We start from the raw sequence: 23330 nt of genomic DNA on the forward strand, positions 1-23330 counted from the left end.
AACAATGATGTTTCGTTTGGACTTTGAAGAGGTTGCATGGCTGACTCTGCTATTTCCTTGGTTCCGGTACGTGTCGCCGAGCTGGCGGTCGGGAAGCCCTTGCAACGTCCGGTTTACGACTGGTACGGAAATCTGCTGCTGGCATCCGGCAGCGTGATCGAGAGTCAGAGCCAATTGGACGGTCTGATAAATAACGGCTTCATCTACGATCCAAACTGGGATTTGGCACCGGCCCAACGCAAGGCGCCTACCGTGCCAATCCCGTCGAGGAAACCGAGTCCACCGCCGGAGATTTCCGGCGAAGACCCCAATAGCGGCAACAAGGAGACCATCGTCGCGATGGACGATGTCCGCTGGTACGTCGGCGAGACCCTGTATCTGCAACTGATCGATAACCCGACGATTCGCTATACCGTACGCCTGATTGGCTTTGTCAAGAACAAGACCGTCTTTGTCACTCAGCCCGCCATCGACGGCAAGTTCGAGTTTGTGCGCGACGGGCAGACCTTTGTGGTGCGCGCCTTCTCCGGCAAGAAGGCTTATGCGTTCGTGAGTTCGGCAGTGAAATCGGTGCATACACCGCATCCGTATCTGCACCTGTCGTTTCCGAAAGATGTACGCTGCGCAGTCGTACGGCGCGGGTCGCGAGCACAGGTCAGGATCATCGCCTCGGTATCGCTTGGTCAGCCTGAGCGCGTCGGTGCGGCGACGCTGACCGACATGAGTATCGGTGGCACCTCGGGCATCATCAAGCAGGCACTTGGGTCAAAGGGGGATGAGGGGCTGATCAAATTCAAGGTGCATGCCGCCGGTCAGGACGAATATCTCAGCCTGAAGACGGTTTTGCGTTCTATCACGCCTGCCGAGAACGGAGACGGCTACAGACATGGCTTCGAGTTTCTGGACATATCCATGCATGATCGTCTGATCCTGTCCGCGTTCGTCCATCAAACCCTTGCCGAAGGAATTTAGGACTCTCCTGTCCATGTTTGCCGGGCAGGAGAGCGTCGAGTGCCGGTTTACTTCTGCGGTTGAATGACCACTTTGCCCGTGACTTTGCGGGCAGCCATGTCATTGAGCGCACGCGGCGTATCCGCCAGTGCATAACGTCCCGAAATGTGCGGCTTGATTTTCCCTTCCGCCATCCATCCCAGCAGTTCTCGCATGGCCGCCTGGTTGGCCTTTGGTTCGCGCCGGGCGAATTCACCCCAGAACACGCCGACCAGGGATGCGCCTTTCAGCAGAGGAAGGTTCAACGGCAGTTTCGGAATTTCACCGTTGGCAAAACCGATGACCAGATAGCGGCCGCGCCATGCGATGGAGCGGAATGCCGGCTCGGCGTAGATGCCGCCGACCGGATCGTAGATCACGTCCGGTCCCTTGCCGTCGGTCGCAGTCTTGATTGCTTCGCGCAGGTCTTCCGTGCTGTAGTTGATGGTCGCATCTGCTCCATGTTCTTTGCAGATGGCGAGTTTTTCATCGGACGAAGCTGCAGCGATTACACGTGCGCCGAGTGCCTTGCCGATTTCAATTGCTGCCAGTCCGACACCGCCAGCGGCGCCCAGAACGAGCATGGTCTCACCGGCCTTAAGTTGGGCACGGTCGACAACTGCATGATGCGATGTGCCATAGGTGAGCGTAATCGCGGCGGCGGTGTCGAAGTCGAGTCCGGGCGGCATCGGCATGACGACTTTCTCGGACGCCGTGATTTGTTGCGCAAACGCGCCCTGGCTGACAAAGGCCAATACCTTGTCCCCGACTTTGAAATGCGTCACGCCTTCTCCGACGGCGCGCACGACACCTGCCAATTCGCTGCCGGGCGTAAAGGGGAGTTCGGGCTTGAACTGGTATTTGCCCTGGATGATCAATACATCCGGAAAGTTGACGCCGGCGGCCTGAACATCAATGGCGACCTGACCGGCGCCCGGCACGACGTCCGGCAAGTCCTCTACAACCAGTGTGTCAGGCAGGCCCCAGGATTTGCAGAGGATTGCTTTCATTGTGTCTCCTTGTATGTTTGCTTATGGTCTATAAAAAAGAACGATCGTTTTATTTTAGGCTTATGCCGCAAAATGTCAATAACCTCAGGGGAGGGCCAGATTGCTTCGGTTAAAATTCGCTTATGAAAATTCTTATCAGTAACGACGATGGCTATCTTGCGCCGGGAATTATCGCTTTGGCTGAGGCGCTGAAGCCGATCGCCGAGATCGTTGTCGTTGCCCCTGATAGCAATCGCTCCGGAAGTTCGAATTCGCTGACGCTAGATCGTCCGCTCTCTGTGTTCTGCGCCGACAACGGATTCTATTTTGTGAACGGCACGCCGTCGGATTGCGTTCACGTGGCATTGACCGGCGGTTTTGCCTTCAAGCCCGATCTGATTGTTTCCGGAATCAACCAGGGGCAAAACATGGGGGATGACACCTTATATTCCGGCACGGTCGCTGCAGCGACCGAGGGTTTCCTGTTCGGTATTCCTGCGATCGCCTTTTCACAGGTCGAAAAAGGATGGGAGCATGTCGACGCAGCAGCGCGAATCGCGCGTGAGTTCGTCGAGCGCAATCTGGACATGCTGCAAAAGCCGTATTTGTTGAATATAAACATTCCAAACATGCCCTATGAACAGATCAAGGGGCTCAAGGCGACTCGTCTCGGCAAGCGGCATGAATCCGAAGCCGTGATCAAGACGCAGGATCCGCACGGACGGGAAATTTTCTGGATCGGCCCTGCGGGCAAAGCAAAAGATGCCGGCGAGGGGACTGATTTTCATGCAGTGGCAAATGGGTTCATCTCGGTTACCCCGTTGCAGATTGACCTGACCCATGCCGGGCAACTGGATGTGCTCAAGAAAGGGCTGCTATGAGCGGTAAGGACAAGCGCTTCCCGTTGTCTTTGTCTTCTGTCGTCGAAAAATCCCAAAAGCCGACGCATTTGGCGGGCGGGTCTTCCATCAGGATTGCCACACCTCAAACGGCGACGCAAAATGCCGCCCAAAATATTGTGGCCAGAACAGCCGAGAGTGCCGAGCTTCAGTCCAGGTCCGCCGCGCGAAACCATGCTATGCCGTCCGGATCGTCGCGGCCGACGCCGCTGGTTTCCGATGCCGTACGCCTTGCCATGGTGGCGCGTGTTGCGAAACAGGGTGTCAAGGATGGCAAGGTGCTGGCTGCAATGGAAGCGGTACCTCGCCATTTATTCGTGCAGCCCGGTCTCGCAAGCCAGGCCTATATCGACGCGTCTTTGCCGATCGGTCATCATCAAACGATTTCGCAGCCCTACATCGTGGCGCGAATGATCGAGGTCATGCGCAACAACGCAAATGGCGGGAAGCTCGACAAGGTGCTTGAAATCGGCACCGGTTGCGGCTATCAGGCCGCCGTATTGTCGCTGGTCGCCAACGAGGTGTATTCAATCGAACGCATCAAGCCATTGCACGAACTGGCCAAAACCAACCTCCGGCCACTGCGAATTGCGAATATCCGATTGCAGTATGGAGATGGTATGCTTGGGCTTCCGAAGGCAGCGCCATTCGACGGTATTATTCTGGCGGCCGCTGGTTTGGAAGTGCCGCAAACCCTGTTGGATCAAATGAGTATCGGTGGCAGGCTGGTAGCCCCTGTAGGCGGGCGTCACCAGGTCCTGCAGCTTATCGAACGAACCGGCAAGTTCGAATGGACGAATACCACGCTCGAAGATTGCCATTTCGTTCCACTGCGCCCCGGTGTCGTCTAATTCCGGATCGGGTCAATCCGATAGTCGAGATGCTGCCGCCCAATGGTTAAATGTATGAGAATGAACAAAGCACGTTTCGTATTCCTGGCAGTCTTGCCACTCTTGATCACCGCATGCAGCACTGCGCCTCGTCACACCGCTCCGGTAGTGGAGCGCACCGTTCCAGGACCGAAAGCAGCAGAACCGCCGCGGACAAACGGTCAGTCGACGGCCCCGAAGCAAGCCGACAGCCGCGGTTACTATGTTGTGAAAAAAGGCGATACGCTGATTCAGATTGCACTCGACTTTGGTCAGAACTATCGCGATCTGGTCGTCTGGAACAATCTTGCCAACCCGAACGACATCAAAGTGGATCAGCAATTGCGTGTGTTGCCGCCTGAGGGCGGTGCACAGACCGCGCCCGTTGCCACGTCTTCCGGCGTTGAGGTTCGCCCCTTGCCTTCGTCATCGTCGGCCAGTGCCAATTCGGTAGCACACAAGTCGGGGCCGCGTGGTGACAAGCGCGCTTACTCGGAAGGCGCGCTGGCCGAATTGCAGAAGCCGGATACTGCGAGCGCGAGCACATCAACCGCATCGAAAGCCGAGCCGGCCAAGCACGTCGAAAAGATGCCGGACACGACCGCCGCAGCGGTTCCTGACGAGGAAAACATATCCTGGATCTGGCCGGCGGACGGCAAAATCATTGCAGGCTTCGGTGATGGCAAGCGTGGCATCGATATTGCCGGCAAGATGGGGCAACCGGTATTAGCGGCGGGATCAGGCAAAGTACTGTATGCTGGCAGCGGTATCCGTGGTTATGGCAATCTCGTTATTGTCAAACATTCCAATAATTTGCTCTCGGCTTATGCGCACAACAAAACCATCTTCGTAAAAGAGGATCAAAGTGTGAGCAAAGGGCAAAAGATTGCGGAAATGGGAAATTCCGATGCCGATGAAGTAAAACTGCATTTCGAAATACGCCAGCAAGGGAAGCCGGTCGATCCTTCAAAATTTCTGCCAAGCCGCTAAATGAGCCGCAATCCCCACGATCCCATTGATGACGAATCCATTCCGGACGAACTCGCGGATGGCATGCCCTTGAATGCCACCGAAGAAGCCGACGCCGGGTTGAATGAAGAGGCCGATACTGCGGAACGTGGCGAGGGTACGCCTGCACCAGTGGTTGATCCGGTGGAGGAGTTGAAGACGGTTCTTGCCGCGGAGCTTTCCACCGATACCACGCAACATTATCTGAATCAGATCGGCGCTCGCCCGCTCTTGTCGGTGGAAGAGGAAATTCACTTCGCGACGCTGGCCAAGCAGGGTAATTTCGAGGCGCGCCAAAAGATGATCGAACACAATCTGCGTCTGGTTGTCTCGATTGCCAAGCACTACATCAATCGCGGTGTCGTACTGCTCGATCTCATCGAAGAGGGCAATCTCGGGCTGATGCGCGCCATCGACAAGTTCGAACCGGAACGCGGTTTTCGCTTTTCCACCTACGCCACCTGGTGGATCCGCCAAAGCATCGAGCGCGCGATCATGAATCAGGCGCGCACCGTGCGCTTGCCCGTCCACATGGTCCGCGAGCTGAATCAGATCCTGCGTGCGAAATACCATCTGGAAGCGCAGCATCATGATGGAAAGGATGCGACCGCCGAGGATATTGCGCATCTTGTGGACAGACCGGTGGAAGATGTGCAGGACATCCTCGCCCTCTCCGAACATGCAACCTCTCTCGACGCGCCGCTCGACAACGATCCGCAGGCAAGTCTGATGGACATGTTGCCCGGCGATCTGGATGACGGACCCGATTCGCGCGCCGAGCAGCACGAAATGACCATTCTGGTGCGCGACTGGTTGAAAAAGCTTCCCGACAAGCAGCGCATCGTCATCATCCGTCGCTTCGGCCTCGATAATGACGATCCGGCTACGCTCGAGGAGCTGGCGGCCGAAATGAGCGTGACGCGTGAGCGCGTGCGGCAGATTCAGCAGGAAGCATTGGTGAAGCTCAAACGCGCACTGACGGCAAGAGGTGTCGGCAAGGATGCATTGCTGTGATTCCGGTATTGGTGTTCGACATCGAGACTATTCCCGATGTGGCTGGCTTGCGCGTGCTGAACAATTATCCGGCTTCCATGAGCGATGCAGAGGTGGCCACCGCCGCCTTTACCGCCCGGCGAGAGAAAAGCGGCACTGAATTCCTGCAACATCATTTGCATCGTGTCGCAGCGATCTCTTGCGTTTTCCGCGACAACGAAGGCTTCCGTGTGCGATCGCTCGGAACCCTGGAGGATCAGGAACCGAAACTGGTATATGACTTTTTTCGCATCATCGACAAATACACGCCGCAGCTAGTGTCCTGGAATGGCGGCGGCTTCGATTTGCCGGTACTGCATTATCGCGCCATGGTCAACGGTGTGACAGCCTCCCGTTACTGGGAGATGGGCGATGAAGATCGCGACTTCAAGTGGAACAACTACCTGAGTCGCTACCATACGCGCCACCTGGACTTGATGGATCTTCTTGCACTCTATACCGGGCGTGCAAATGCGCCCTTGGACGATCTCGCGAAGCTGTGCGGTTTCCCCGGCAAGCTCGGAGTGGACGGTTCACAGGTCTGGACATTATTCCAGGAAGGTCGACTGAATGAGATTCGAGACTACTGCGAGACCGATGTGGTCAATACCTACCTGGTGTACTGCCGGTTTCAGCTCATGCGTGGCCACATGACACAAGCAGATTACCAAGAGGAAGTCTCGCTGGTCAGGTCTACGCTGGCGGCACTCGATGGCTCTCACTGGAAGGAATATCTGGCTGCATGGTAGAGTGAACTGACTCCTGCGCTTCCGGCTTTTTTACCAATCGGGTCTCGCTGACCCGGCAATTCAATACAGTCTTATGCAGCACAACCTCATTGATATCGAATCCCTCGACATGGAAGGTCGGGGTGTTGGCCATTTGCAGAACGAGGACGGTACACCAGGGAAGGTCATCTTCGTGGAAGGTGCGCTGCCGGGCGAGCGTGTCAGCTATCAGTCATTCCGGAGGAAGCCGAAATGGGAGGCGGCGACACTGACCGAATTGCACCGCGAGTCCTCCCTGCGCGTCAAACCGAAGTGCGTGTATTTCGGTACCTGCGGCGGCTGCGCCATGCAGCATCTGGAGCCGTCCGCTCAAGTGGCGATCAAGCAGCGTGTACTCGAAGACAATCTGTGGCACATCGGGAAAGTGCGCGCTGAAACGATGATGCGACCGATTTACGGCCCGACATGGGGCTATCGCTATCGTGCGCGCCTCTCTGTGCGCAATGTGCAGAAAAAAGGCGGCGTACTGGTCGGGTTCCACGAAAGGAAATCTTCCTATATCGCGGATATGAAGACCTGCGAAATTCTGCCGCCTCACGTGTCTGCGATGCTGGTACCTTTGCGCAGACTGATCGAATCGCTGAGCATTTTCGATCAGATGCCGCAGATCGAGCTCGCGGTTGGAGAAGACGTGACGGCACTGGTTCTTCGCATCATGGCGCCCTTGACGACGGACGACCAGGAAAAGCTGAAGATTTTTGCTGATGAACATCGTGTGCAATGGTGGTTGCAGCCGAAGGGGCCGGATACCGTCTATCCGTTCTACCCGACCGATGTGCAGCTGCATTATTTATTGCCGGAGTTCGGCGTGAAGATGCCGTTCAAGCCGACCGATTTCACGCAGGTGAATCACCATATCAACCGCGTACTGGTGGCGAAAGCCTTGCGTTTGCTGGATGTTCAGCCGAATGAACGGCTCGCCGACCTGTTCTGCGGGCTTGGAAATTTCACCTTGCCAATCGCAACCCAGGCGCGAGAAGTTGTAGGGATTGAGGGCAGCACTGCCCTGACGGAGCGCGCGCTGGAAAATGCGCAGGCGAACGGATTGGCGAACAAGACGACCTTCTTGTGCCGTAATCTTTTTGAAGCCACCGTGGATGATTTCGCCGCGCTTGGCAAATTCGACCGGATGCTGATCGATCCGCCGCGCGAAGGGGCCATTGCCGTTTGTCAGGCAATTGTCGGCCTCGGGGAAAAACAGCCGGAAATGCGTCCGGCGAGGATCGTTTACGTGTCGTGCAATCCGTCGACACTCGCGCGAGATGCGGGCTTCCTGGTGCATCAGGGTGGCTACGTTTTACGTCAGGCGGGCGTGGTCAATATGTTCCCGCACACGGCGCATGTGGAATCGATTGCCGTGTTCGAACTCCCGCACTGACTTCTTTCCGACGAAAAAAGCCGATCCGGAGATCGGCTTTTTTTATTTCGTTCCTGAGGTGTTAATCTCGCTCGCCGCCGAATATGCCCAGCAATGCCAGCAAGTTGCTGAAGATATTGTAGACGTCAAGATAGATCGCTAGTGTCGCCGTGATGTAGTTGGTTTCTCCGCCATTGATGATCTGTTGAACATCGAACAAGATGTAGGCAGAAAAGATCGCAATAGCCAACACCGAGATCACGAGAAATAGTGCGGGGATTTGCAGAAACGCGTTTGCGAGTGCAGCTACCAGGATTACAAGGACACCGGCGAAAAGCCATTTTCCCAAACCGGAAAAATCACGCTTGGAAACGGTGGCGATTGTCGCCATGCCACCGAAAATGATCGCAGTGCCGCCGAACGCGGTCATGATCAGCGATGCACCATTCGAAAAGCCGAGTACCAGTCCGACCAGGCGCGACAGCATCAGGCCCATGAAGAACGTAAAGCCGAGCAAAATTGCGACGCCCAAGCCCGAGTTCTTGGTTTTCTCGATGGCATAGAAGAATCCGAACGCAATTGCCAGAAAAGCCATGAATCCGATGGCAGGGCTGCCAGAGAAGAACGAAAACTTGATCTGTACACCCAGCCATGCACCAAGTACCGTCGGAATCATGGAAATCGCGAGCAGCCAGTAGGTATTGCGCAGCACGCGGTTGCGCACAAGAAGCGCTTCACTCGACGCGCCGTAAGTTTGTTGCAGATGTTGATCCATGCTATTGCCTCCGTTTGGTGTCATGCGGAACAAGGTGGCGAAAGCATAACACGCACCTATACCCGTTAGGATAGTCCAAGGCGGGTGAAGTTCTGGTCAAGGTATGGTCTTGCCGCCCTGACAGCTCTTCGGAAAGGGGTTTCATGCTATAATTAAAGGTTAGTTGAATCCTTAATTATTAATCTTAACCCTTTCTTTTTATTGGAGTTTTTACAGATGGCAATCGAACGCACCCTGTCGATCATCAAACCGGACGCCGTTGCAAAGAACGTGATCGGCCAGATTTACGCTCGTTTCGAAAACGCAGGCCTCAAGATTGTCGCTGCGCGCATGGCGCAACTCTCCCGCGCCGAAGCGGAGGGTTTCTACGCCGTCCATCGTGAGCGTCCGTTCTTCAAGGATCTGGTCGATTTCATGGTTTCGGGTCCGGTCATGATCCAAGTGCTGGAAGGCGAAAACGCAATTGCGAAAAACCGTGAACTGATGGGCGCAACCGATCCGAAGAAGGCAGACAAGGGCACGATCCGCGCTGACTTCGCCGACTCGATCGACGCCAACGCCGTGCACGGCTCCGATGCACCGGAAACCGCCAAGGTGGAAATCGGCTATTTCTTCCCGGCCCTGAACGTTTACTCTCGTTAATTGAAATGTCGTTCACCTTGATGAGACTGTTACCTCAAGGATGAACGGCGCTATGAAATACAACTATGACGGCTCTCACCAATTTGCTGGATCTCGATCCCGCGCAACTTGTCGCTTACTGTGCCGAGTTGGGGGAGAAGCCGTTTCGCGCGAAGCAGTTGCAGCGCTGGATCCATCAATTCGGCGCCAGCGATTTCGACGCGATGACCGACCTGGCCAAATCGTTGCGCGACAAGCTCAAGACGCGTGCAACGATTGCCGCGCCGGCGGTGATCAGCGACCATACCTCTGCTGATGGCACTCGCAAGTGGCTCTTGGACGTCGGCCAGGGCAATGCCGTTGAAACCGTATTCATCCCCGAAGAAAACCGTGGCACGCTTTGCGTATCGACGCAGGCTGGATGCGCGGTCAATTGCCGCTTTTGCTCGACCGGCAAGCAGGGCTTCAGTCGTAACCTCACCGTAGGTGAAATCATCGGCCAGCTGTGGATGGCGGAATTCGAACTGCGCAAGAGCAAGGGCATCGAGCCGGGTCCGAAAGGCGAGCGCCAGATCACCAACGTTGTAATGATGGGCATGGGCGAGCCGCTGCTGAACTTCGAGCCGACGGTCACGGCGCTCAAGCTGATGCTGGACGATAACGCGTATGGTCTCTCGCGCCGCCGTGTTACCGTATCGACCAGCGGCGTGGTGCCGATGATCGACAAGCTGTCGCAGGAATGCCCGGTTGCATTGGCTGTCTCGCTCCATGCGTCCAATGATGCACTGCGTGACGGCCTGGTACCTTTGAACAAAAAATACCCGCTGGCCGAACTGATGGCAGCGTGCCGTCGTTATCTCGACTATGCGCCTCGGGACTTCATTACCTTTGAGTATTGCATGCTGGACGGCGTCAACGATAGTGACGCGCACGCGCGCGAACTGGTGGCGCTGGTCCAGAACGGCGCTGAGTCCGTCCCTTGCAAATTCAACCTGATTCCATTCAACCCGTTCCCGGAGTCCGGGTTGAAGCGCTCCAACAACGCACGCATCAAGGCGTTCGCGCAGATTCTGATGGATGCCGGTGTTGTTACCACAATTCGAAAGACGCGCGGCGACGACATCGACGCCGCATGCGGTCAATTGGCAGGCGAGGTGCAGGACCGTACCAAGGTGCAGGAGCGCATGCAGAAAATGGCGGAATACCAGAAGAAGTTCGGCAAGGATTTTGGCCGCATCATAGAGGTACCCAGGTGATCAAAAAAAGCGTCTTGACCCGGATCATTCCCCTCATCGCGTCGGTTATTCTGTTCACGGCTTGCGGATCGAACCCTACTGCCGGTTCGCAAGGCGAATTGCCTACCAGCTCGGATCAAACCGACAACCAGAGGCGCGCGCGCATCCGCCTGCAATTGGCCGTCGGCTATTATCAGCAGCGCCAGTTGCCGGTTGCGCTGGATGAGATCAAGCTGGCACTGCAGGCAGATCCCGAATTCGCGGAAGCCTATGGCATGCGGGCGTTGATTTACATGGATATGGGCGAGAATCGTCTGGCGGAAGATAATTTCCAGCAAGCGCTGAGGCTTGCTCCCAATTCTCCCGACGTCAACAATAATTACGGCTGGTATCTCTGCCAAAATGGCAAGGAAAAACAGTCGATCGCTTATTTCGAGGCGGCTCTAAAGAGTCACGCTTACCAGTCGCCGGCGAAAGCACTGAACAATGCAGGCATCTGCAGTCTGAAACTGAAGGACAATGCGGCGGCCGAGCGATATTTCACGCGAGCTTTTCAGTACGATCCGGCCAATCCGTCCACCAATGCCAATCTTGCCAAGCTCCATTACGATCGAGGCGACTATGAGCGTGCGCGTTTCTATATCGGCCGCGTGATGAAGGCCGAGGTGATGACTGCGGACGTGTTGTGGCTCGCAATCAAGATCGAACACAAGCTCGGTGACAAGATGGCGGAATCCAGCCTTGCCACGCAGTTGCGTCGTCGGCACGCTGGTTCTGCGGAATTCGCTGCGTATCAACGTGGAGCCTTTGATGAGTGAGCCAGGAGTGAACGATTCTCCGGCCGCGAATGGCGGTCAGGGAGATGGTCAGCCACCGGCGTCCGAGCCGCAAATGACATCGCCGGGCGCCCGGCTGGCAGCGTACCGCAAGGAGCGCGGATGGACGATTGAGCAAGTGGCAAGTCAGCTCAATCTTGCTCCGAGGCAGATTGTGGCCATTGAGAGCGATGACTACCCCGCGCTGCCAGGCATGCCGATTGTGCGCGGCTTCATTCGTGCATATGCAAAGCTGCTGAAAATCGATCCGGCGCCGTTGCTGGCAACACTTGGTGGCGAAACAGTTCTCGCACACGAGCCGATTGCACCGCGCAAGACCCTTTCGACGCCATTTTCGGAAAAGCGCCTTCCTTCGATGGTGGAACGCCCTGGGCTCTCATCGAAATGGATTGTCGGACTGCTACTGATTATCCTGGTCGGTGTTGCGATTTGGGCTACGCAGTGGAGAGGCGACTCCGGTGGGCCTTCAAAGCCAATGCCTTCCGAGACAAAGCTTGAAGTGACGCCAGCACCAAATACTGCCGAGGTTCCGGCGAAACCGACAGAGTCTGCTGCACAGCCGGCAGAAGCCAATGCGCCAACTGGTAATGCAGCACCCGCACCGGAACAGGCGCCTGCCGCGACGAATAGCGTTCCAGCGCTGAATGCGCCCGCCAACCCGGCCCCAGCCACTCCAAGTGCGGCTGAAGTTCCGGCAGCCGCTGGCAAGGACACGCTGCAGTTCAAGGTACGCGAGGACTCGTGGATTGAAATCAGGCGCAAGTCAAACAATGATGTTGTCCTTTCGCGCGTTGTTAAAGCGGGAGAAACAGAGACAGTCGAAGTCACGGAGCCGGTTTCGGTCGTGATCGGAAACGCCTCGGGCGTCGAGGCCAGTCTGCGTGGGGCGCCTTTGGCGCTGAAGGCTGGTCGCGGCAACGTAGCCCGATTAAACCTTAAGTAAAGATGGCAATGGTACTAGCGAATCTCCCCATTGAATCCGGACCATTGTCACGCCGACAAAATCGCAGCGTTACGGTACGCTACGGCCAGCGGCAAGTCGTTGTCGGCGGCCTCGCACCCGTGGTCGTCCAGTCGATGACCAATACAGATACCGCTGATGCCATTGCCACTGCGATTCAAGTCAAGGACTTGGCACGTGCTGGGTCCGAATTGGTTCGCATCACAGTGAACAATCCGGAAGCCGCTGCGGCAGTTGTTACGATCCGGGAGCAGCTCGACAAGATGGGGGTGGATGTCCCGCTGGTTGGCGATTTCCACTATAACGGGCACAAGCTGCTTCTCGATTATCCTGATTGCGCGCAGGCCCTGTCCAAATACCGGATCAACCCAGGAAATGTCGGGCAGGGCGCCAAGCGCGACACCCAGTTCGCCCAGATGATCGAGGTGGCGTGCAAGTACGATAAACCGGTGCGCATCGGTGTGAATTGGGGCAGTCTCGATCAGGCTTTGCTGGCACGTATCATGGATGAAAATGCGCAGCGCGCGCAGCCCTGGGATGCGCAGTCGGTGATGTATGAAGCACTGGTTACGTCGGCGATCGAGAACGCGCAGCGCGCAGAGGAACTTGGCCTCCCGGGTGACAAGATCATCCTGTCATGCAAAGTGTCCGGCGTGCAGGACTTGATCGCGGTATATCGAGAGCTTGCAAGGCGCAGCGATTATCCGCTGCATCTCGGCTTGACTGAGGCGGGCATGGGCAGCAAGGGCATAGTCGCGTCGACTGCTGCATTGTCAGTGCTTCTGCAGGAGGGTATCGGCGATACCATTCGCATCTCGCTGACGCCGGAACCGGGTGGCGACCGTACCAAGGAAGTCGTGGTCGCGCAGGAAATCCTGCAAACCATGGGGTTGCGCAAATTTGCACCGATGGTTATCGCCTGCCCAGGCTGCGGACGCACGACGTCGACGGTGTTCCAGGAATTGGCCGACAAGATCCAGACCTATCTGCGCGACCAGATGCCGGTCTGGAAAAAGCAGTATCCCGGCGTCGAGAACATGAACGTCGCCGTCATGGGATGCATCGTGAATGGTCCCGGCGAATCCAAGCATGCAAACATCGGCATCAGCCTGCCGGGTACGGGAGAGTCGCCGGCAGCCCCCGTTTTTGTCGACGGCGAAAAGAAGATCACCTTGCGTGGCGAACGCATTGCCGAAGAGTTCCAGGCGATTGTGCTGGATTACGTCAAAACCCGTTATGGAAAAGAAGCGGTTCAGGGCTAGATTTAGTCGAACTGCACATTAAATTCGAAGAGCATGTCAGAAAACAAGAAAGCGGAAAAAATAGTCGGTGTAAAGGGGATGAACGACATCCTGCCAGCCGACGCGCCATTGTGGGAACTGTTCGAAAACACCGTTCAATCCGTGTTGAAGAGTTATGGCTTCCAGCAAATACGCACGCCTATCGTCGAGCCGACCGCACTGTTCGCGCGCGGTCTCGGCGCAGTAACGGATATCGTCGAGAAGGAAATGTATTCTTTCGTCGATTCCATGAACGGCGATCCGTTGACCTTGCGGCCGGAAAGCACGGCCGGCGTGGTGCGCGCGGTGCTCGAACACAATCTGACCTATGATGGACCAAAGCGCTTGTGGTATGCAGGGCCGATGTTCCGCCACGAGAAGCCGCAGCGCGGCCGTTATCGTCAGTTTCATCAGGTCGGCGCTGAGGCGCTCGGTTTTGCCGGGCCGGATATCGACGCGGAATTGATCATGCTGTGCCAGCGTCTCTGGGATGACCTCGGCTTGCAGGACATCAGACTCGAACTGAATTCGATCGGTAATGCAGACGAGCGCAATCGCCATCGCGCGGATCTGGTTGCCTACTTCGAGCAGCATAAAGACCTGCTTGATGCCGATGCACAGCGTCGCCTGCATTCCAACCCTTTGCGCATTCTCGATACCAAAAATCCTGTCATGCAGGAGATGGTCAATGCAGCGCCGAAGCTGCTCGACTATCTGGGTGAGGAGTCGCGCGCGCACTTTGAGGGCGTGCAGAAGATACTGCGTCACAACAGCATACCGTTCACCATCAATACCCGTCTGGTGCGCGGAATGGACTACTACAACCGAACCGTATTCGAATGGGTCACCGATCAGCTCGGCTCACAGGGAACCGTTTGTGGCGGCGGCCGTTACGACCCATTGGTTGAAATGTTCGGCGGCAAGCCAACTCCCGCCTGCGGCTTCGCGATTGGCGTCGAGCGTTTGCTGGAATTGATGAAGGCGAATGGCGAGCAGTTTGCGCCCAACCAATGCGATGTCTACGTCGTGCATCAGGGCGAGGCTGCGCAGCTGCAGGCATTCGTCGTTGCGGAGCGCTTGCGGGACGCTGGTCTGGACGTTGTCCTGAATTGTGCATCGGTTAGTGGTGGCGGCAGTTTCAAGTCGCAAATGAAACGGGCCGACGCGAGCGGCGCAAGCTTCGCTGTCATTATTGGTGATGATGAAGTCGCCAAGGGCGTCGCAAACGTCAAGGCCATGCGCGCCGAAAATGTCGAGCACAACCAGACCGAGGTACCATTTGAGTCTGTCCCGGACTATCTGATCGCTCAGATCACCTGCGGGGACGAGTGCAACGATCCGAATCACCACCATCATCACTAAAGCAATAAAACATCATGGCATACGATCTCGAAGAGCAAGAACAGTTAGCCAGCCTCAAGGCATGGTGGAATCAATACGGAAACCTGGTGACTTGGCTGCTGATCATCGCACTGACCGCCTACGCAGGATGGACCGGCTGGAACTATTATCAGCGCAACCAGGCTTCGCAGGCCGGGCAGCTTTACGAAGAATTGCAAAAAGCGGTATCTGCCAACGATAACGCCAAGGTGCAACGTGCCGCATCCGATATCACCTCCAAGTTCGGCGGCAGCGCCTATGCACAAATGGCTGCGCTATTTGCTGCAAAGAGTGCATTCGACGCGAACGATTTGAAGGGCGCAAAGATGCAGTTGCAATGGGTTATTGATCACGGCACCGATGAATACAAGGCAATTGCGAAAATTCGCCTCGCAGGTGTCTTGCTTGACGAGAAAGCCTATGACGAAGCGTTGAAGGCGCTTTCCGGCGACTTCCCCGAGCAATTCGCTGGCGCGGTAGCAGATCGCAAGGGCGACATACTGGCGGCACAGGGAAAAATTGATGATGCGCGCGGCGCCTACAAGCTGGCGCTTGATAAAACCGATAACAAGAATCCGGCACGCCAGCTGATTCAATTGAAACTGGATGCAATCGGTGATGCGTCCGCTAAAGCTGCGGCTTGACCAATTAAAGGGGAAGAAATGCGTATTGCCGAAAAGCTAACGTACGTCGCGGCGATTGCTGTTCTGGCCGGCTGTGCTTCGTGGAACCCGTTTTCCAGCAAGCCCGCGCCAAAGAATCCGCCGGCGCCTCTGGTCGACTTCAAGCAAACCTTGGCCGTTCGTACTGCCTGGTCAGCGTCGGTCGGGCGCGCAGGGGCATTCGTATTTTCTCCTGCGCTTGCCAATGCAAGTGTGTTTGCCGCCTCCGCAGACGGTACGATCATCCGGGCAGATGCAGCCACTGGCCGCATGCTTTGGCGGATCAACGCTGGAGTCCCGTTGACAGCGGGCGTCGGCAGTGACGGTTACACCGTGGCCGTAGGTGCTGAGAAAGGCATGTTGATGGCCTTCGACGGCGACGGGAAACTGCGCTGGAAGGTGCAGGCCTCCAGTGAAATACTGTCTGCTCCCGCAGTCGGTCAGGGCCTCGTGGTGGCGCGCAGCGTAGATAACCGGATAGCAGCATACGACGCGGAGACCGGAGCCCGGCGCTGGGTGGCACAGCGTACGTCTCCGCCCCTGACCTTGCGTACCGCTCCCGGCATCGTGATTTCGGGAACAACAGCCTATGTCGCACTGCCCGGCGGAAGGTTGGCCGCCTTGTCTCTTTCGAACGGCGGTCCGCGTTGGGAAGTGGCAGTGGGCGATCCGCGAGGCACGACGGAACTGGAGCGCATTGCGGACCTTTCAGGATCTCCGGTGGTGGCGGGGCGGGATGTCTGCGCAGTGGCCTATCAAGGTCGTGTCGCTTGTTTTGACGCGGCAACCGGGTCGACCCGTTGGGCCAAGGACTTGTCGAGCGATGTCGGCGTGGCAGTGGATGAGCGATTTGTCTACGCTGCCGACGAGGGGGGCGTCATTACTGCGTTTTCGCGCGATACCGGTTCGGGTGCGTGGCGCAACAACAAGCTGGCAAACAGACACCTGTCGACGCCGGTTTCTGTCGGTCCGGCGGTTGCGGTAGGTGATGGCGAAGGGTATATCCACTTCCTTTCTCGTGAAGATGGAGCGCTGCTCGCGCGCGTCAACAATGACGGAAGCCCCGTCATGGCGGCCTTGCCTGTATCGGGCAAGACCGCAATTTTTCAAACACAATCAGGAACAGTCGTTGCATTAGCAACGGAATAAGAAATTAATGAAGCCGGTTATTGCATTAGTAGGCCGACCGAACGTCGGCAAATCCACATTGTTCAACCGGCTTACCCGGTCGCGCGATGCGTTGGTCGCCGATCTTCCTGGATTAACCCGTGACCGACACTACGGCGAAGGCCGCGTCGGCGAACGTCCATTTCTCGTGATCGATACCGGCGGTTTCGAGCCGGTCGCCAAGGAAGGCATCATGTTCGAGATGGCCAAGCAGACCAAGCAGGCTGTGGCGGAAGCGGACGTGGTGATATTCATTGTGGACGGTCGACAAGGATTGACCCCGCACGACAAAACGATCACCGATTTTTTGAGGAAATCCGGCCGCCCGGTCATGCTTGTCGTGAACAAGGCCGAGGGCATGAAGTACACCTCGGTCACCGCCGACTTCTATGAACTCGGGCTTGGCGATCCGTATGTGATTTCCGCTGCGCACGGCGACGGCGTGGTCGATCTGGTCAACGAATCGCTCGATATCGCATTCGAGCAACGCCCGGCGGTGGAAGAGGTCGTTGAAGCCGGTCCCAGAGGTATCAAGATCGCGATCGTCGGTCGACCCAACGTTGGCAAGTCTACATTGATCAATACGCTGTTGGGCGAGGACCGCGTCATCGCGTTCGACATGCCAGGCACGACGCGCGATTCGATTGAGATCCCGTTTGAACGGGAAGGCAAGCATTACACGCTGATCGACACGGCCGGCATTCGTCGGCGAGGAAAAGTATTTGAGGCGATTGAAAAATTCTCGGTCGTCAAGACGCTGCAGTCGATCTCCGAAGCGAATGTGGTCTTGCTGCTACTTGATGCACAGCAAGATATTTCGGAGCAGGACGCCCATATCGCCGGCTTCGTACTTGAATCGGGGCGAGCACTGGTTGTCGGCATTAATAAGTGGGATGGGCTGGAAGCGGACAAGCGCGACGAGATCAAGATGGATATCGAGCGCAAGCTGAGTTTCTTGTTTTTTGCGAAATTTCACTTCATTTCAGCGCTGAAAGGAAGCGGAATTGGACCGTTGATGAAGTCGATTGACGCTGCCTATGCCGCCGCAATGGCCAAGTTATCGACTCCGCAACTCACCCGCGCGCTGATCGAGGCTGTCGAGCACCAGCAGCCGCGGCGCAAAGGCTCGATTCGCCCCAAGCTGCGGTATGCGCACCAAGGCGGGCAGAATCCGCCGATCGTCGTCATTCACGGCAATGCGCTCGAGGCGATCGACGCCAACTACAAGCGCTATCTCGAGAAACACTTCCGCGAAACTTTTTCGTTGGTCGGGACTCCATTACGTATCGAACTGCGTTCGGGTAAGAATCCTTTTGCCAAGCATGAAAAATAGACTTACGCTTGGCACGAAACGCAAAAATCGATTACATTCGTAATTCACTGTATAGGAGGCACTTGAAAACCATCAGGTTGCCTCCAACTCCACATCACAACAACACAATGGAGCCGTCATGAGCAATAAAGGGCAACTGTTACAAGACCCCTTCCTCAACGCCTTACGCAAAGAGCACGTACCGGTTTCGATTTACCTTGTTAATGGCATCAAGCTCCAAGGCCACATCGAATCTTTTGATCAATATGTCGTTCTACTGCGTAATACAGTAACGCAAATGGTCTATAAGCACGCCATCTCAACCGTGGTGCCGGCTCGTGCCGTCAATCTCAATCTTGAATCCGACGCGGAATAACACATCGTTGATCTGCCCTCCCATTTTATGCGCGCTGCTTTAGTCGGCGTTGATTTCGGCAAAGGCGACTTTGCTGCCAGTCTTGAGGAATTGTCCCTGCTGTCCAAATCGGCGGGGGCCCAACCCGCCGTAGTAATCACCGGAAAACGATCGAGTCCGGACGCCGCGCTATTTGTCGGCTCCGGCAAGGCCAATGAAATCGCGGACGCCATCATCCGCGATGGACTTGACATTGTCATCTTCAACCATGCTCTGTCTCCCGCCCAGCAGCGCAACCTGGAACGCCACCTGAAGATCCGGGTTGTCGATCGGACCAGCCTGATTCTCGATATCTTTGCACAGCGTGCCAAGAGCCACGAGGGCAAGGTGCAGGTTGAACTCGCGCAGCTTCAGCACCTCGCAACACGCCTGATCCGGGGCTGGACTCACTTGGAGCGCCAAAAGGGCGGTATCGGCCTGCGCGGTCCCGGCGAGACCCAGCTCGAGACAGACCGTCGTCTGCTTGGTGACCGTGTCAAGGCATTACGGACGCGACTGGATAAATTGCAGCGCCAGCGCGAGACACAGCGCCGGGCACGCGACCGCAACAGCACGTTCTCGGTGTCATTGGTCGGTTATACGAACGCGGGCAAGTCAACACTGTTCAATGCGCTCACGAAGGCGCAAGCCTACGCAGCCGACCAGTTATTTGCCACGCTTGATACAACCTCGCGGCGGATATATCTGGGCGAGGCCGGGAATGTCGTCATCTCCGACACCGTCGGTTTCATTCGCGAACTTCCGCACCAGCTGGTGGCGGCGTTTCGTGCGACTCTGGAAGAGACCATTCATGCCGATCTCCTGCTGCATGTGGTCGATGCGGCAAGTCCGGTACGCATGGAGCAAATCGAACAGGTCAATTCGGTTCTGAGCGAAATCGGTGCAGATCATATTCCGCAGATTCTGATCTGGAACAAGATTGACTCAGCAGGTCTGGAACCGGCTTTGGAGCGTGATGAATATGATAAAATCCGGCGTGTTTTCATAAGCGCCCAGACCGGTGCAGGCCTTGATCTGCTTCGCGAAGCAATCGCCGAATTTGCGAAAGAACATGCAGTGGCGCGCTTTGATCGTCTACCGGTTCGGGAGCAGCACGATGCGCGAACCTAGGCCCGTACGAGAGGGCTTCAAGAATAACTAGCATTGCAACCCATTAACATAAGCCGGATAGCGAGAGAATGCCTATTCCTCTAATCAAAAAAATCGGCCTGAAATTTTCGCTGAACGATCCTCGATGGGGGCGTGGTTCTCAAGACAATGGTCAGAGCCAGAATCAGGATGGTAAGCGGCCAAACGATGGTCCTCCTGATCTCGATCAATTATGGCGGGAATTCAATCAGCGCCTGAACCGCTTGTTCGGCAACAAGGGTGGCCGTGGGGATGGTGACGGCGGTGGCTTCAATCCTGACGTGAAAGGGGCGGGGATTGGATTTGGACTGATCGCGACGATCATCGTCTTTCTCTGGCTGGTAAGCGGCTTCTTTATCGTCCAGGAAGGCCAGACCGGCGTCGTTCTCACCTTCGGCAAATACAGCCACATGACGCCAGCCGGCTTCAACTGGCGCTGGCCGTATCCCATTCAAAGCCATGAAATCGTCAACGTGTCGCAGGTACGCACGGTCGAGATTGGCTATCGTTCGAATGTCAGGAACAAGCAGGCGAAGGAATCGTTGATGCTGACCGACGATGAGAACATCATCGATATTCAGTTCGCTGTTCAATACAAGCTCAAGAATGCCGCGGAGTGGTTGTTCAACAACCGCGACCAGGACGAGCTGGTACGGCAGATTGCAGAAACCGCCATTCGAGAAATCGTCGGCCACAGCAAGATGGACTTCGTATTGTACGAAGGGCGCGAAAAGGTCGCGTTTGACGTTAGTCAGTTGATGCAGCAGATCACCGACCGCTACAAGGCAGGGGTTCACATCACCAACGTCACAATGCAAGCCGTACAGCCGCCGGAGCAGGTACAGGCCGCATTCGATGACGCGGTCAAGGCAGGTCAGGACCGCGAGCGCCAGAAGAATGAAGGCCAGGCATATGCCAACGACGTGATTCCGAGAGCGCGAGGTGCCGCTTCGCGTTTGCAGCAGGAAGCGGAAGCGTATCGCGCACGCGTAATTGCCAACGCTCAGGGTGACGCATCGCGTTTTAAGCAGGTTCTGGTTGAATATCAGAAGGCGCCTGCCGTTACCCGAGACCGCATGTATCTCGACACGATGCAGCAGATTTTCTCGAATACGACCAAGGTAATGGTCGACAGCAAGAGCGGCAGCAATCTTCTCTATCTGCCTTTGGATAAACTCATCGCGCAGTCCGCTGCAGAAGCGCCAGCCAGACCGGCGGCACAGGCGACGCCACCATCTTCATCAACGCCATCGGCAGGCGAGCCCTTGCAATCGATGGAAACGCAAAGGCAACGTGACTCACGCAGCCGCGATGGACGCGAATCTCGCGACCGGGAGACCAGATAATGAGCCGCCTTGTCTCTTATTCCATCGCAGCACTGATTGCGCTGTTTTTATTGCTGTCCACCTTGTTTATCGTCGACCAGCGGCAGTATGCGATTGTGTTCGCACTCGGCGAAGTCAAGAAGGTGATTAGTGAGCCGGGATTGCATTTCAAATTGCCGCCGCCGTTCCAGAACGTTGTATTTCTGGATAAGCGGATTCTGACACTCGACACCCCGGAGGCAGATCGTTTCATTACCGCCGAAAAGAAGAACATCCTGGTCGATGCCTACGTCAAGTGGCGGATTGTCGATCCCCGCTTGTATTTCATCAGCTTTACCGGTGACGAGCGTCGTGCGCAGGATCGCATGTCGCAGGTCATCAAGGCCGCACTGAACGAGGAGATCACCAAACGTACAGTTCGTGAAGTAATTTCGGGTGAGCGCGGCAAAGTGATGAGCGCGATTCAGAAAAAAGTCATGGACGAAGCCAAGCAGATCGGCGTGGAGATTGTCGACGTGCGTTTGAAGCGCGTCGATTACGTCGAGCAGATCAACAATTCCGTCTATGACCGGATGAAGGCCGAGCGCGTACGCGTTGCAAACGAGCTGCGTTCGACCGGCGCGGCAGAGTCCGAAAAGATTCGTGCAGACGCGGATCGGCAACGTACCGTGATTCTGGCGGAAGCATATCGCGATGCAGAAAATGTTCGGGGCGACGGTGATGCGAAGGCATCGCAGATTTATGCGCAGGCATTCGGTCAGAATCCCGAGTTTTACAGGTTCTACCGCAGCCTTGAGGCTTATCGTGCAAGCTTCAAGAATCGCAACGACATGATGGTGATTGACCCCAATTCCGAGTTTTTCAAGTATTTCAGGAATTCGGGAGCGAGTACGTCAGTCGGCGCCAAGAAATGACACGGACGTGTCGTGAAAACTTCATGGCTCGTTGCGTTTGGAATGGCGATGGGATTGATGCTGTTGTTAGAAGGCATCATTCCCTTTCTCTTTCCAAGGCGATGGCGCGACATCGTTAATCGCGTAATTCAGTTGTCAGATGGCCAGATCCGGTTCTTGGGCTTGATTGCCCTGATGGGCGGATTGGCAAGCTTGGCGCTGGTCAATTTTTATTCTTAAAGCAGTCTTCCCTGTCATGCCAAACTGGCTTCTTCCCGAAAACATCGCCGATGTCTTGCCCTCCGAAGCGCGCAAGATTGAAGAGTTGCGCCGTGCGTTGCTCGATAACTTCCGACTGTATGGTTATGAGATGGTGATGCCGCCGATGCTCGAATACCTGGAGTCGTTGTTGACAGGTACGGGGCAGGACATGGATCTGCGCATCTTCAAGCTCGTTGATCAGCTATCCGGCCGTACGATGGGTGTCCGCGCTGACATGACGACGCAGGTGGCGCGCATCGATGCGCACTTGCTGAACCGGACCTCGGTGACACGATTGTGCTACGCCGGAAGCGTGCTGCATACGCGTCCGTCAGGTTTTCATGCAACGAGAGAGCCGCTGCAAATCGGTGCCGAAATCTACGGACACGCCGGCCTGGAGGCTGACGCAGAAATTCAAGAGCTTGCGCTGGCGTCTCTGGCATTGGCCGGTATTTCGCAGGTCCGACTGGACCTCTGCCACGTGGGCGTACTTCGCGCTATCGTTGCCAACGATGCAAAAGCGAGGAAGTGTGAAGCTGAACTGTTCGGGCTCCTCGAATCCAAGGATGTTCCGGGTCTGAGGGCGATTACGCGAGATTTTGAACCGGTAACGAGAGATGCCTTGCTGGCGCTGCCCGGGTTGTACGGTGATGCATCGACGATCTCTCGTGCGCGTCAGGTATTGCCGAACGTGCCAGGGATCACGCAGGCGCTCGATGAGTTGGAGTTGCTGGTCAATAAGGGTGGATCCGCAAGCGTCACTGTGGATCTGGCCGATTTGCGCGGATACCATTACCACAGCGGCGTGATGTTCGCCGCCTATGTTCCGGGCTTGCCAAATGCAGTAGCACGCGGCGGACGCTATGACCACGTAGGTGAAGCATTCGGTCGTGCCCGACCGGCAACTGGATTTTCGATGGACTTGCGGGAATTGGCGCGCCTAATGCCAAGTGCAGAGCGCACGCGCGCTGTTCGGGCACCGTGGGGAACCGAGCCGGCGCTGAGAGAAAAAATTACAGAGTTGCGGAGGGCCGGTGAGGTGGTAATCCAAACCTTGCCCGGGCATGAAAACGATCAGGACGAATTCGACTGCGATCGCGCGGTGGTGTTCGAAAACGGAAACTGGATTCTTAAAAAACTAGGTTAA

At 56.2% G+C, this 23330-nt stretch carries 24 protein-coding genes; 22 read left to right on the top strand and 2 right to left on the bottom strand.

Annotated features, from left to right (window positions below; genetic code table 11):
• Positions 1-36 precede the first annotated feature (36 nt).
• On the top strand, positions 37-972 hold the full coding sequence (locus E6W33_RS15510; RefSeq protein ID WP_136418219.1) for a flagellar brake protein: 936 nt from the start codon (positions 37-39) through the stop codon (positions 970-972).
• 47 nt (positions 973-1019) lie between these two features.
• On the opposite strand, the gene E6W33_RS15515 is transcribed toward E6W33_RS15510, so the two are convergent.
• Positions 1020-2000, bottom strand: a complete 981-nt coding sequence (locus E6W33_RS15515; RefSeq protein ID WP_136418220.1) for an NADPH:quinone oxidoreductase family protein — start codon at positions 1998-2000, stop codon at positions 1020-1022.
• A gap of 122 nt (positions 2001-2122) precedes the next feature.
• On the opposite strand from E6W33_RS15515, the gene surE reads away from it, so the two are divergent.
• The 6 genes from surE to rlmD all read left to right on the top strand — a co-directional run bounded on the left by surE (position 2123) and on the right by rlmD (position 7953).
• Positions 2123-2860 carry a 5'/3'-nucleotidase SurE gene (gene surE / locus E6W33_RS15520; RefSeq protein ID WP_136418221.1) on the top strand — a complete coding sequence of 246 codons (738 nt, stop codon included), beginning with the start codon at positions 2123-2125 and terminating at the stop codon, positions 2858-2860.
• Complete coding sequence (locus E6W33_RS15525) at positions 2857-3729, top strand: protein-L-isoaspartate(D-aspartate) O-methyltransferase (RefSeq protein ID WP_136418222.1); 873 nt, start codon at positions 2857-2859, stop codon at positions 3727-3729. Before surE ends, E6W33_RS15525 begins: the two co-directional genes overlap by 4 nt.
• A gap of 54 nt (positions 3730-3783) precedes the next feature.
• On the top strand, positions 3784-4737 hold the full coding sequence (locus E6W33_RS15530) for a peptidoglycan DD-metalloendopeptidase family protein (RefSeq protein ID WP_136418223.1): 954 nt from the start codon (positions 3784-3786) through the stop codon (positions 4735-4737).
• Positions 4738-5769 (top strand): RNA polymerase sigma factor RpoS, encoded by a 1032-nt coding sequence (gene rpoS / locus E6W33_RS15535; protein WP_136418224.1) that lies wholly within the window; start codon positions 4738-4740, stop codon positions 5767-5769.
• Positions 5766-6536 carry a 3'-5' exonuclease gene (locus E6W33_RS15540; protein ID WP_136418225.1) on the top strand — a complete coding sequence of 257 codons (771 nt, stop codon included), beginning with the start codon at positions 5766-5768 and terminating at the stop codon, positions 6534-6536. Before rpoS ends, E6W33_RS15540 begins: the two co-directional genes overlap by 4 nt.
• Positions 6537-6609: 73 nt before the next feature.
• Positions 6610-7953 carry a 23S rRNA (uracil(1939)-C(5))-methyltransferase RlmD gene (gene rlmD / locus E6W33_RS15545; protein ID WP_136418226.1) on the top strand — a complete coding sequence of 448 codons (1344 nt, stop codon included), beginning with the start codon at positions 6610-6612 and terminating at the stop codon, positions 7951-7953.
• Between the two features lie 61 nt (positions 7954-8014).
• Here rlmD and E6W33_RS15550 read toward each other — a convergent pair whose 3' ends face one another.
• Positions 8015-8707, bottom strand: a complete 693-nt coding sequence (locus E6W33_RS15550; protein WP_136418227.1) for a Bax inhibitor-1/YccA family protein — start codon at positions 8705-8707, stop codon at positions 8015-8017.
• Positions 8708-8923: 216 nt separating this feature from the next.
• On the opposite strand from E6W33_RS15550, the gene ndk reads away from it, so the two are divergent.
• From ndk to E6W33_RS15625, 15 genes are all read left to right on the top strand, one after another.
• Entirely contained in the window at positions 8924-9349 is a 426-nt protein-coding gene (gene ndk, locus E6W33_RS15555; RefSeq protein ID WP_136418228.1) for a nucleoside-diphosphate kinase, read from the top strand.
• Positions 9350-9414: 65 nt separating this feature from the next.
• Positions 9415-10584, top strand: coding sequence for a 23S rRNA (adenine(2503)-C(2))-methyltransferase RlmN (gene rlmN, locus E6W33_RS15560; RefSeq protein WP_136418229.1), 1170 nt, complete (start codon positions 9415-9417; stop codon positions 10582-10584).
• Positions 10585-10619: 35 nt separating this feature from the next.
• Positions 10620-11381, top strand: a complete 762-nt coding sequence (pilW, locus tag E6W33_RS15565; protein WP_247869663.1) for a type IV pilus biogenesis/stability protein PilW — start codon at positions 10620-10622, stop codon at positions 11379-11381.
• A 73-nt stretch (positions 11382-11454) separates the two neighbouring features.
• Complete coding sequence (locus E6W33_RS15570) at positions 11455-12342, top strand: RodZ domain-containing protein (RefSeq protein ID WP_168798661.1); 888 nt, start codon at positions 11455-11457, stop codon at positions 12340-12342.
• Between the two features lie 8 nt (positions 12343-12350).
• On the top strand, positions 12351-13622 hold the full coding sequence (gene ispG, locus E6W33_RS15575; RefSeq protein WP_136418305.1) for a flavodoxin-dependent (E)-4-hydroxy-3-methylbut-2-enyl-diphosphate synthase: 1272 nt from the start codon (positions 12351-12353) through the stop codon (positions 13620-13622).
• A 33-nt stretch (positions 13623-13655) separates the two neighbouring features.
• The gene (hisS, locus tag E6W33_RS15580; RefSeq protein ID WP_136418232.1) at positions 13656-15002 is read left to right on the top strand and encodes a histidine--tRNA ligase; all 1347 of its coding nucleotides are present in this window, start codon (positions 13656-13658) and stop codon (positions 15000-15002) included.
• A 14-nt stretch (positions 15003-15016) separates the two neighbouring features.
• A complete protein-coding gene (locus E6W33_RS15585) occupies positions 15017-15664 on the top strand; it encodes a tetratricopeptide repeat protein (protein ID WP_136418233.1) in 648 nt (215 codons plus the stop codon).
• A gap of 18 nt (positions 15665-15682) precedes the next feature.
• Positions 15683-16831 (top strand): outer membrane protein assembly factor BamB, encoded by a 1149-nt coding sequence (gene bamB / locus E6W33_RS15590; protein WP_136418234.1) that lies wholly within the window; start codon positions 15683-15685, stop codon positions 16829-16831.
• A 7-nt stretch (positions 16832-16838) separates the two neighbouring features.
• Positions 16839-18182, top strand: coding sequence for a ribosome biogenesis GTPase Der (der, locus tag E6W33_RS15595; protein ID WP_136418235.1), 1344 nt, complete (start codon positions 16839-16841; stop codon positions 18180-18182).
• Positions 18183-18300: 118 nt separating this feature from the next.
• Positions 18301-18537 (top strand): RNA chaperone Hfq, encoded by a 237-nt coding sequence (hfq, locus tag E6W33_RS15600; protein ID WP_136418236.1) that lies wholly within the window; start codon positions 18301-18303, stop codon positions 18535-18537.
• 27 nt (positions 18538-18564) lie between these two features.
• Positions 18565-19686, top strand: coding sequence for a GTPase HflX (gene hflX, locus E6W33_RS15605; RefSeq protein WP_136418237.1), 1122 nt, complete (start codon positions 18565-18567; stop codon positions 19684-19686).
• Between the two features lie 68 nt (positions 19687-19754).
• Positions 19755-21050: an FtsH protease activity modulator HflK gene (gene hflK, locus E6W33_RS15610; protein WP_136418238.1), complete on the top strand. Its 1296-nt coding sequence runs from the start codon at positions 19755-19757 to the stop codon at positions 21048-21050.
• Positions 21050-21943, top strand: coding sequence for a protease modulator HflC (gene hflC, locus E6W33_RS15615; protein ID WP_136418239.1), 894 nt, complete (start codon positions 21050-21052; stop codon positions 21941-21943). Before hflK ends, hflC begins: the two co-directional genes overlap by 1 nt.
• 12 nt (positions 21944-21955) lie before the next feature.
• Complete coding sequence (locus tag E6W33_RS15620) at positions 21956-22162, top strand: DUF2065 domain-containing protein (RefSeq protein ID WP_247869656.1); 207 nt, start codon at positions 21956-21958, stop codon at positions 22160-22162.
• 16 nt (positions 22163-22178) lie between these two features.
• On the top strand, positions 22179-23330 hold the full coding sequence (locus E6W33_RS15625; RefSeq protein WP_136418240.1) for an ATP phosphoribosyltransferase regulatory subunit: 1152 nt from the start codon (positions 22179-22181) through the stop codon (positions 23328-23330).

The sequence above is a fragment of the Herbaspirillum sp. ST 5-3 genome, assembly GCF_004804275.1.
GTDB lineage: Bacteria > Pseudomonadota > Gammaproteobacteria > Burkholderiales > Burkholderiaceae_D > Noviherbaspirillum.

Bases quoted from the DNA above. Each gene is read 5' to 3' on its own strand.
- E6W33_RS15510 (WP_136418219.1), top strand. From the start codon at position 37: ATGGCTGACTCTGCTATTTCCTTGGTTCCGGTACGTGTCGCCGAGCTG.
- E6W33_RS15515 (WP_136418220.1), bottom strand. From the start codon at position 2,000: ATGAAAGCAATCCTCTGCAAATCCTGGGGCCTGCCTGACACACTGGTT.
- surE (WP_136418221.1), top strand. From the start codon at position 2,123: ATGAAAATTCTTATCAGTAACGACGATGGCTATCTTGCGCCGGGAATT.
- E6W33_RS15525 (WP_136418222.1), top strand. From the start codon at position 2,857: ATGAGCGGTAAGGACAAGCGCTTCCCGTTGTCTTTGTCTTCTGTCGTC.
- E6W33_RS15530 (WP_136418223.1), top strand. From the start codon at position 3,784: ATGAGAATGAACAAAGCACGTTTCGTATTCCTGGCAGTCTTGCCACTC.
- rpoS (WP_136418224.1), top strand. From the start codon at position 4,738: ATGAGCCGCAATCCCCACGATCCCATTGATGACGAATCCATTCCGGAC.
- rlmD (WP_136418226.1), top strand. From the start codon at position 6,610: ATGCAGCACAACCTCATTGATATCGAATCCCTCGACATGGAAGGTCGG.
- E6W33_RS15550 (WP_136418227.1), bottom strand. From the start codon at position 8,707: ATGGATCAACATCTGCAACAAACTTACGGCGCGTCGAGTGAAGCGCTT.
- ndk (WP_136418228.1), top strand. From the start codon at position 8,924: ATGGCAATCGAACGCACCCTGTCGATCATCAAACCGGACGCCGTTGCA.
- rlmN (WP_136418229.1), top strand. From the start codon at position 9,415: ATGACGGCTCTCACCAATTTGCTGGATCTCGATCCCGCGCAACTTGTC.
- E6W33_RS15570 (WP_168798661.1), top strand. From the start codon at position 11,455: ATGACATCGCCGGGCGCCCGGCTGGCAGCGTACCGCAAGGAGCGCGGA.
- ispG (WP_136418305.1), top strand. From the start codon at position 12,351: ATGGTACTAGCGAATCTCCCCATTGAATCCGGACCATTGTCACGCCGA.
- hisS (WP_136418232.1), top strand. From the start codon at position 13,656: ATGTCAGAAAACAAGAAAGCGGAAAAAATAGTCGGTGTAAAGGGGATG.
- E6W33_RS15585 (WP_136418233.1), top strand. From the start codon at position 15,017: ATGGCATACGATCTCGAAGAGCAAGAACAGTTAGCCAGCCTCAAGGCA.
- bamB (WP_136418234.1), top strand. From the start codon at position 15,683: ATGCGTATTGCCGAAAAGCTAACGTACGTCGCGGCGATTGCTGTTCTG.
- der (WP_136418235.1), top strand. From the start codon at position 16,839: ATGAAGCCGGTTATTGCATTAGTAGGCCGACCGAACGTCGGCAAATCC.
- hfq (WP_136418236.1), top strand. From the start codon at position 18,301: ATGAGCAATAAAGGGCAACTGTTACAAGACCCCTTCCTCAACGCCTTA.
- hflX (WP_136418237.1), top strand. From the start codon at position 18,565: ATGCGCGCTGCTTTAGTCGGCGTTGATTTCGGCAAAGGCGACTTTGCT.
- hflK (WP_136418238.1), top strand. From the start codon at position 19,755: ATGCCTATTCCTCTAATCAAAAAAATCGGCCTGAAATTTTCGCTGAAC.
- hflC (WP_136418239.1), top strand. From the start codon at position 21,050: ATGAGCCGCCTTGTCTCTTATTCCATCGCAGCACTGATTGCGCTGTTT.
- E6W33_RS15625 (WP_136418240.1), top strand. From the start codon at position 22,179: ATGCCAAACTGGCTTCTTCCCGAAAACATCGCCGATGTCTTGCCCTCC.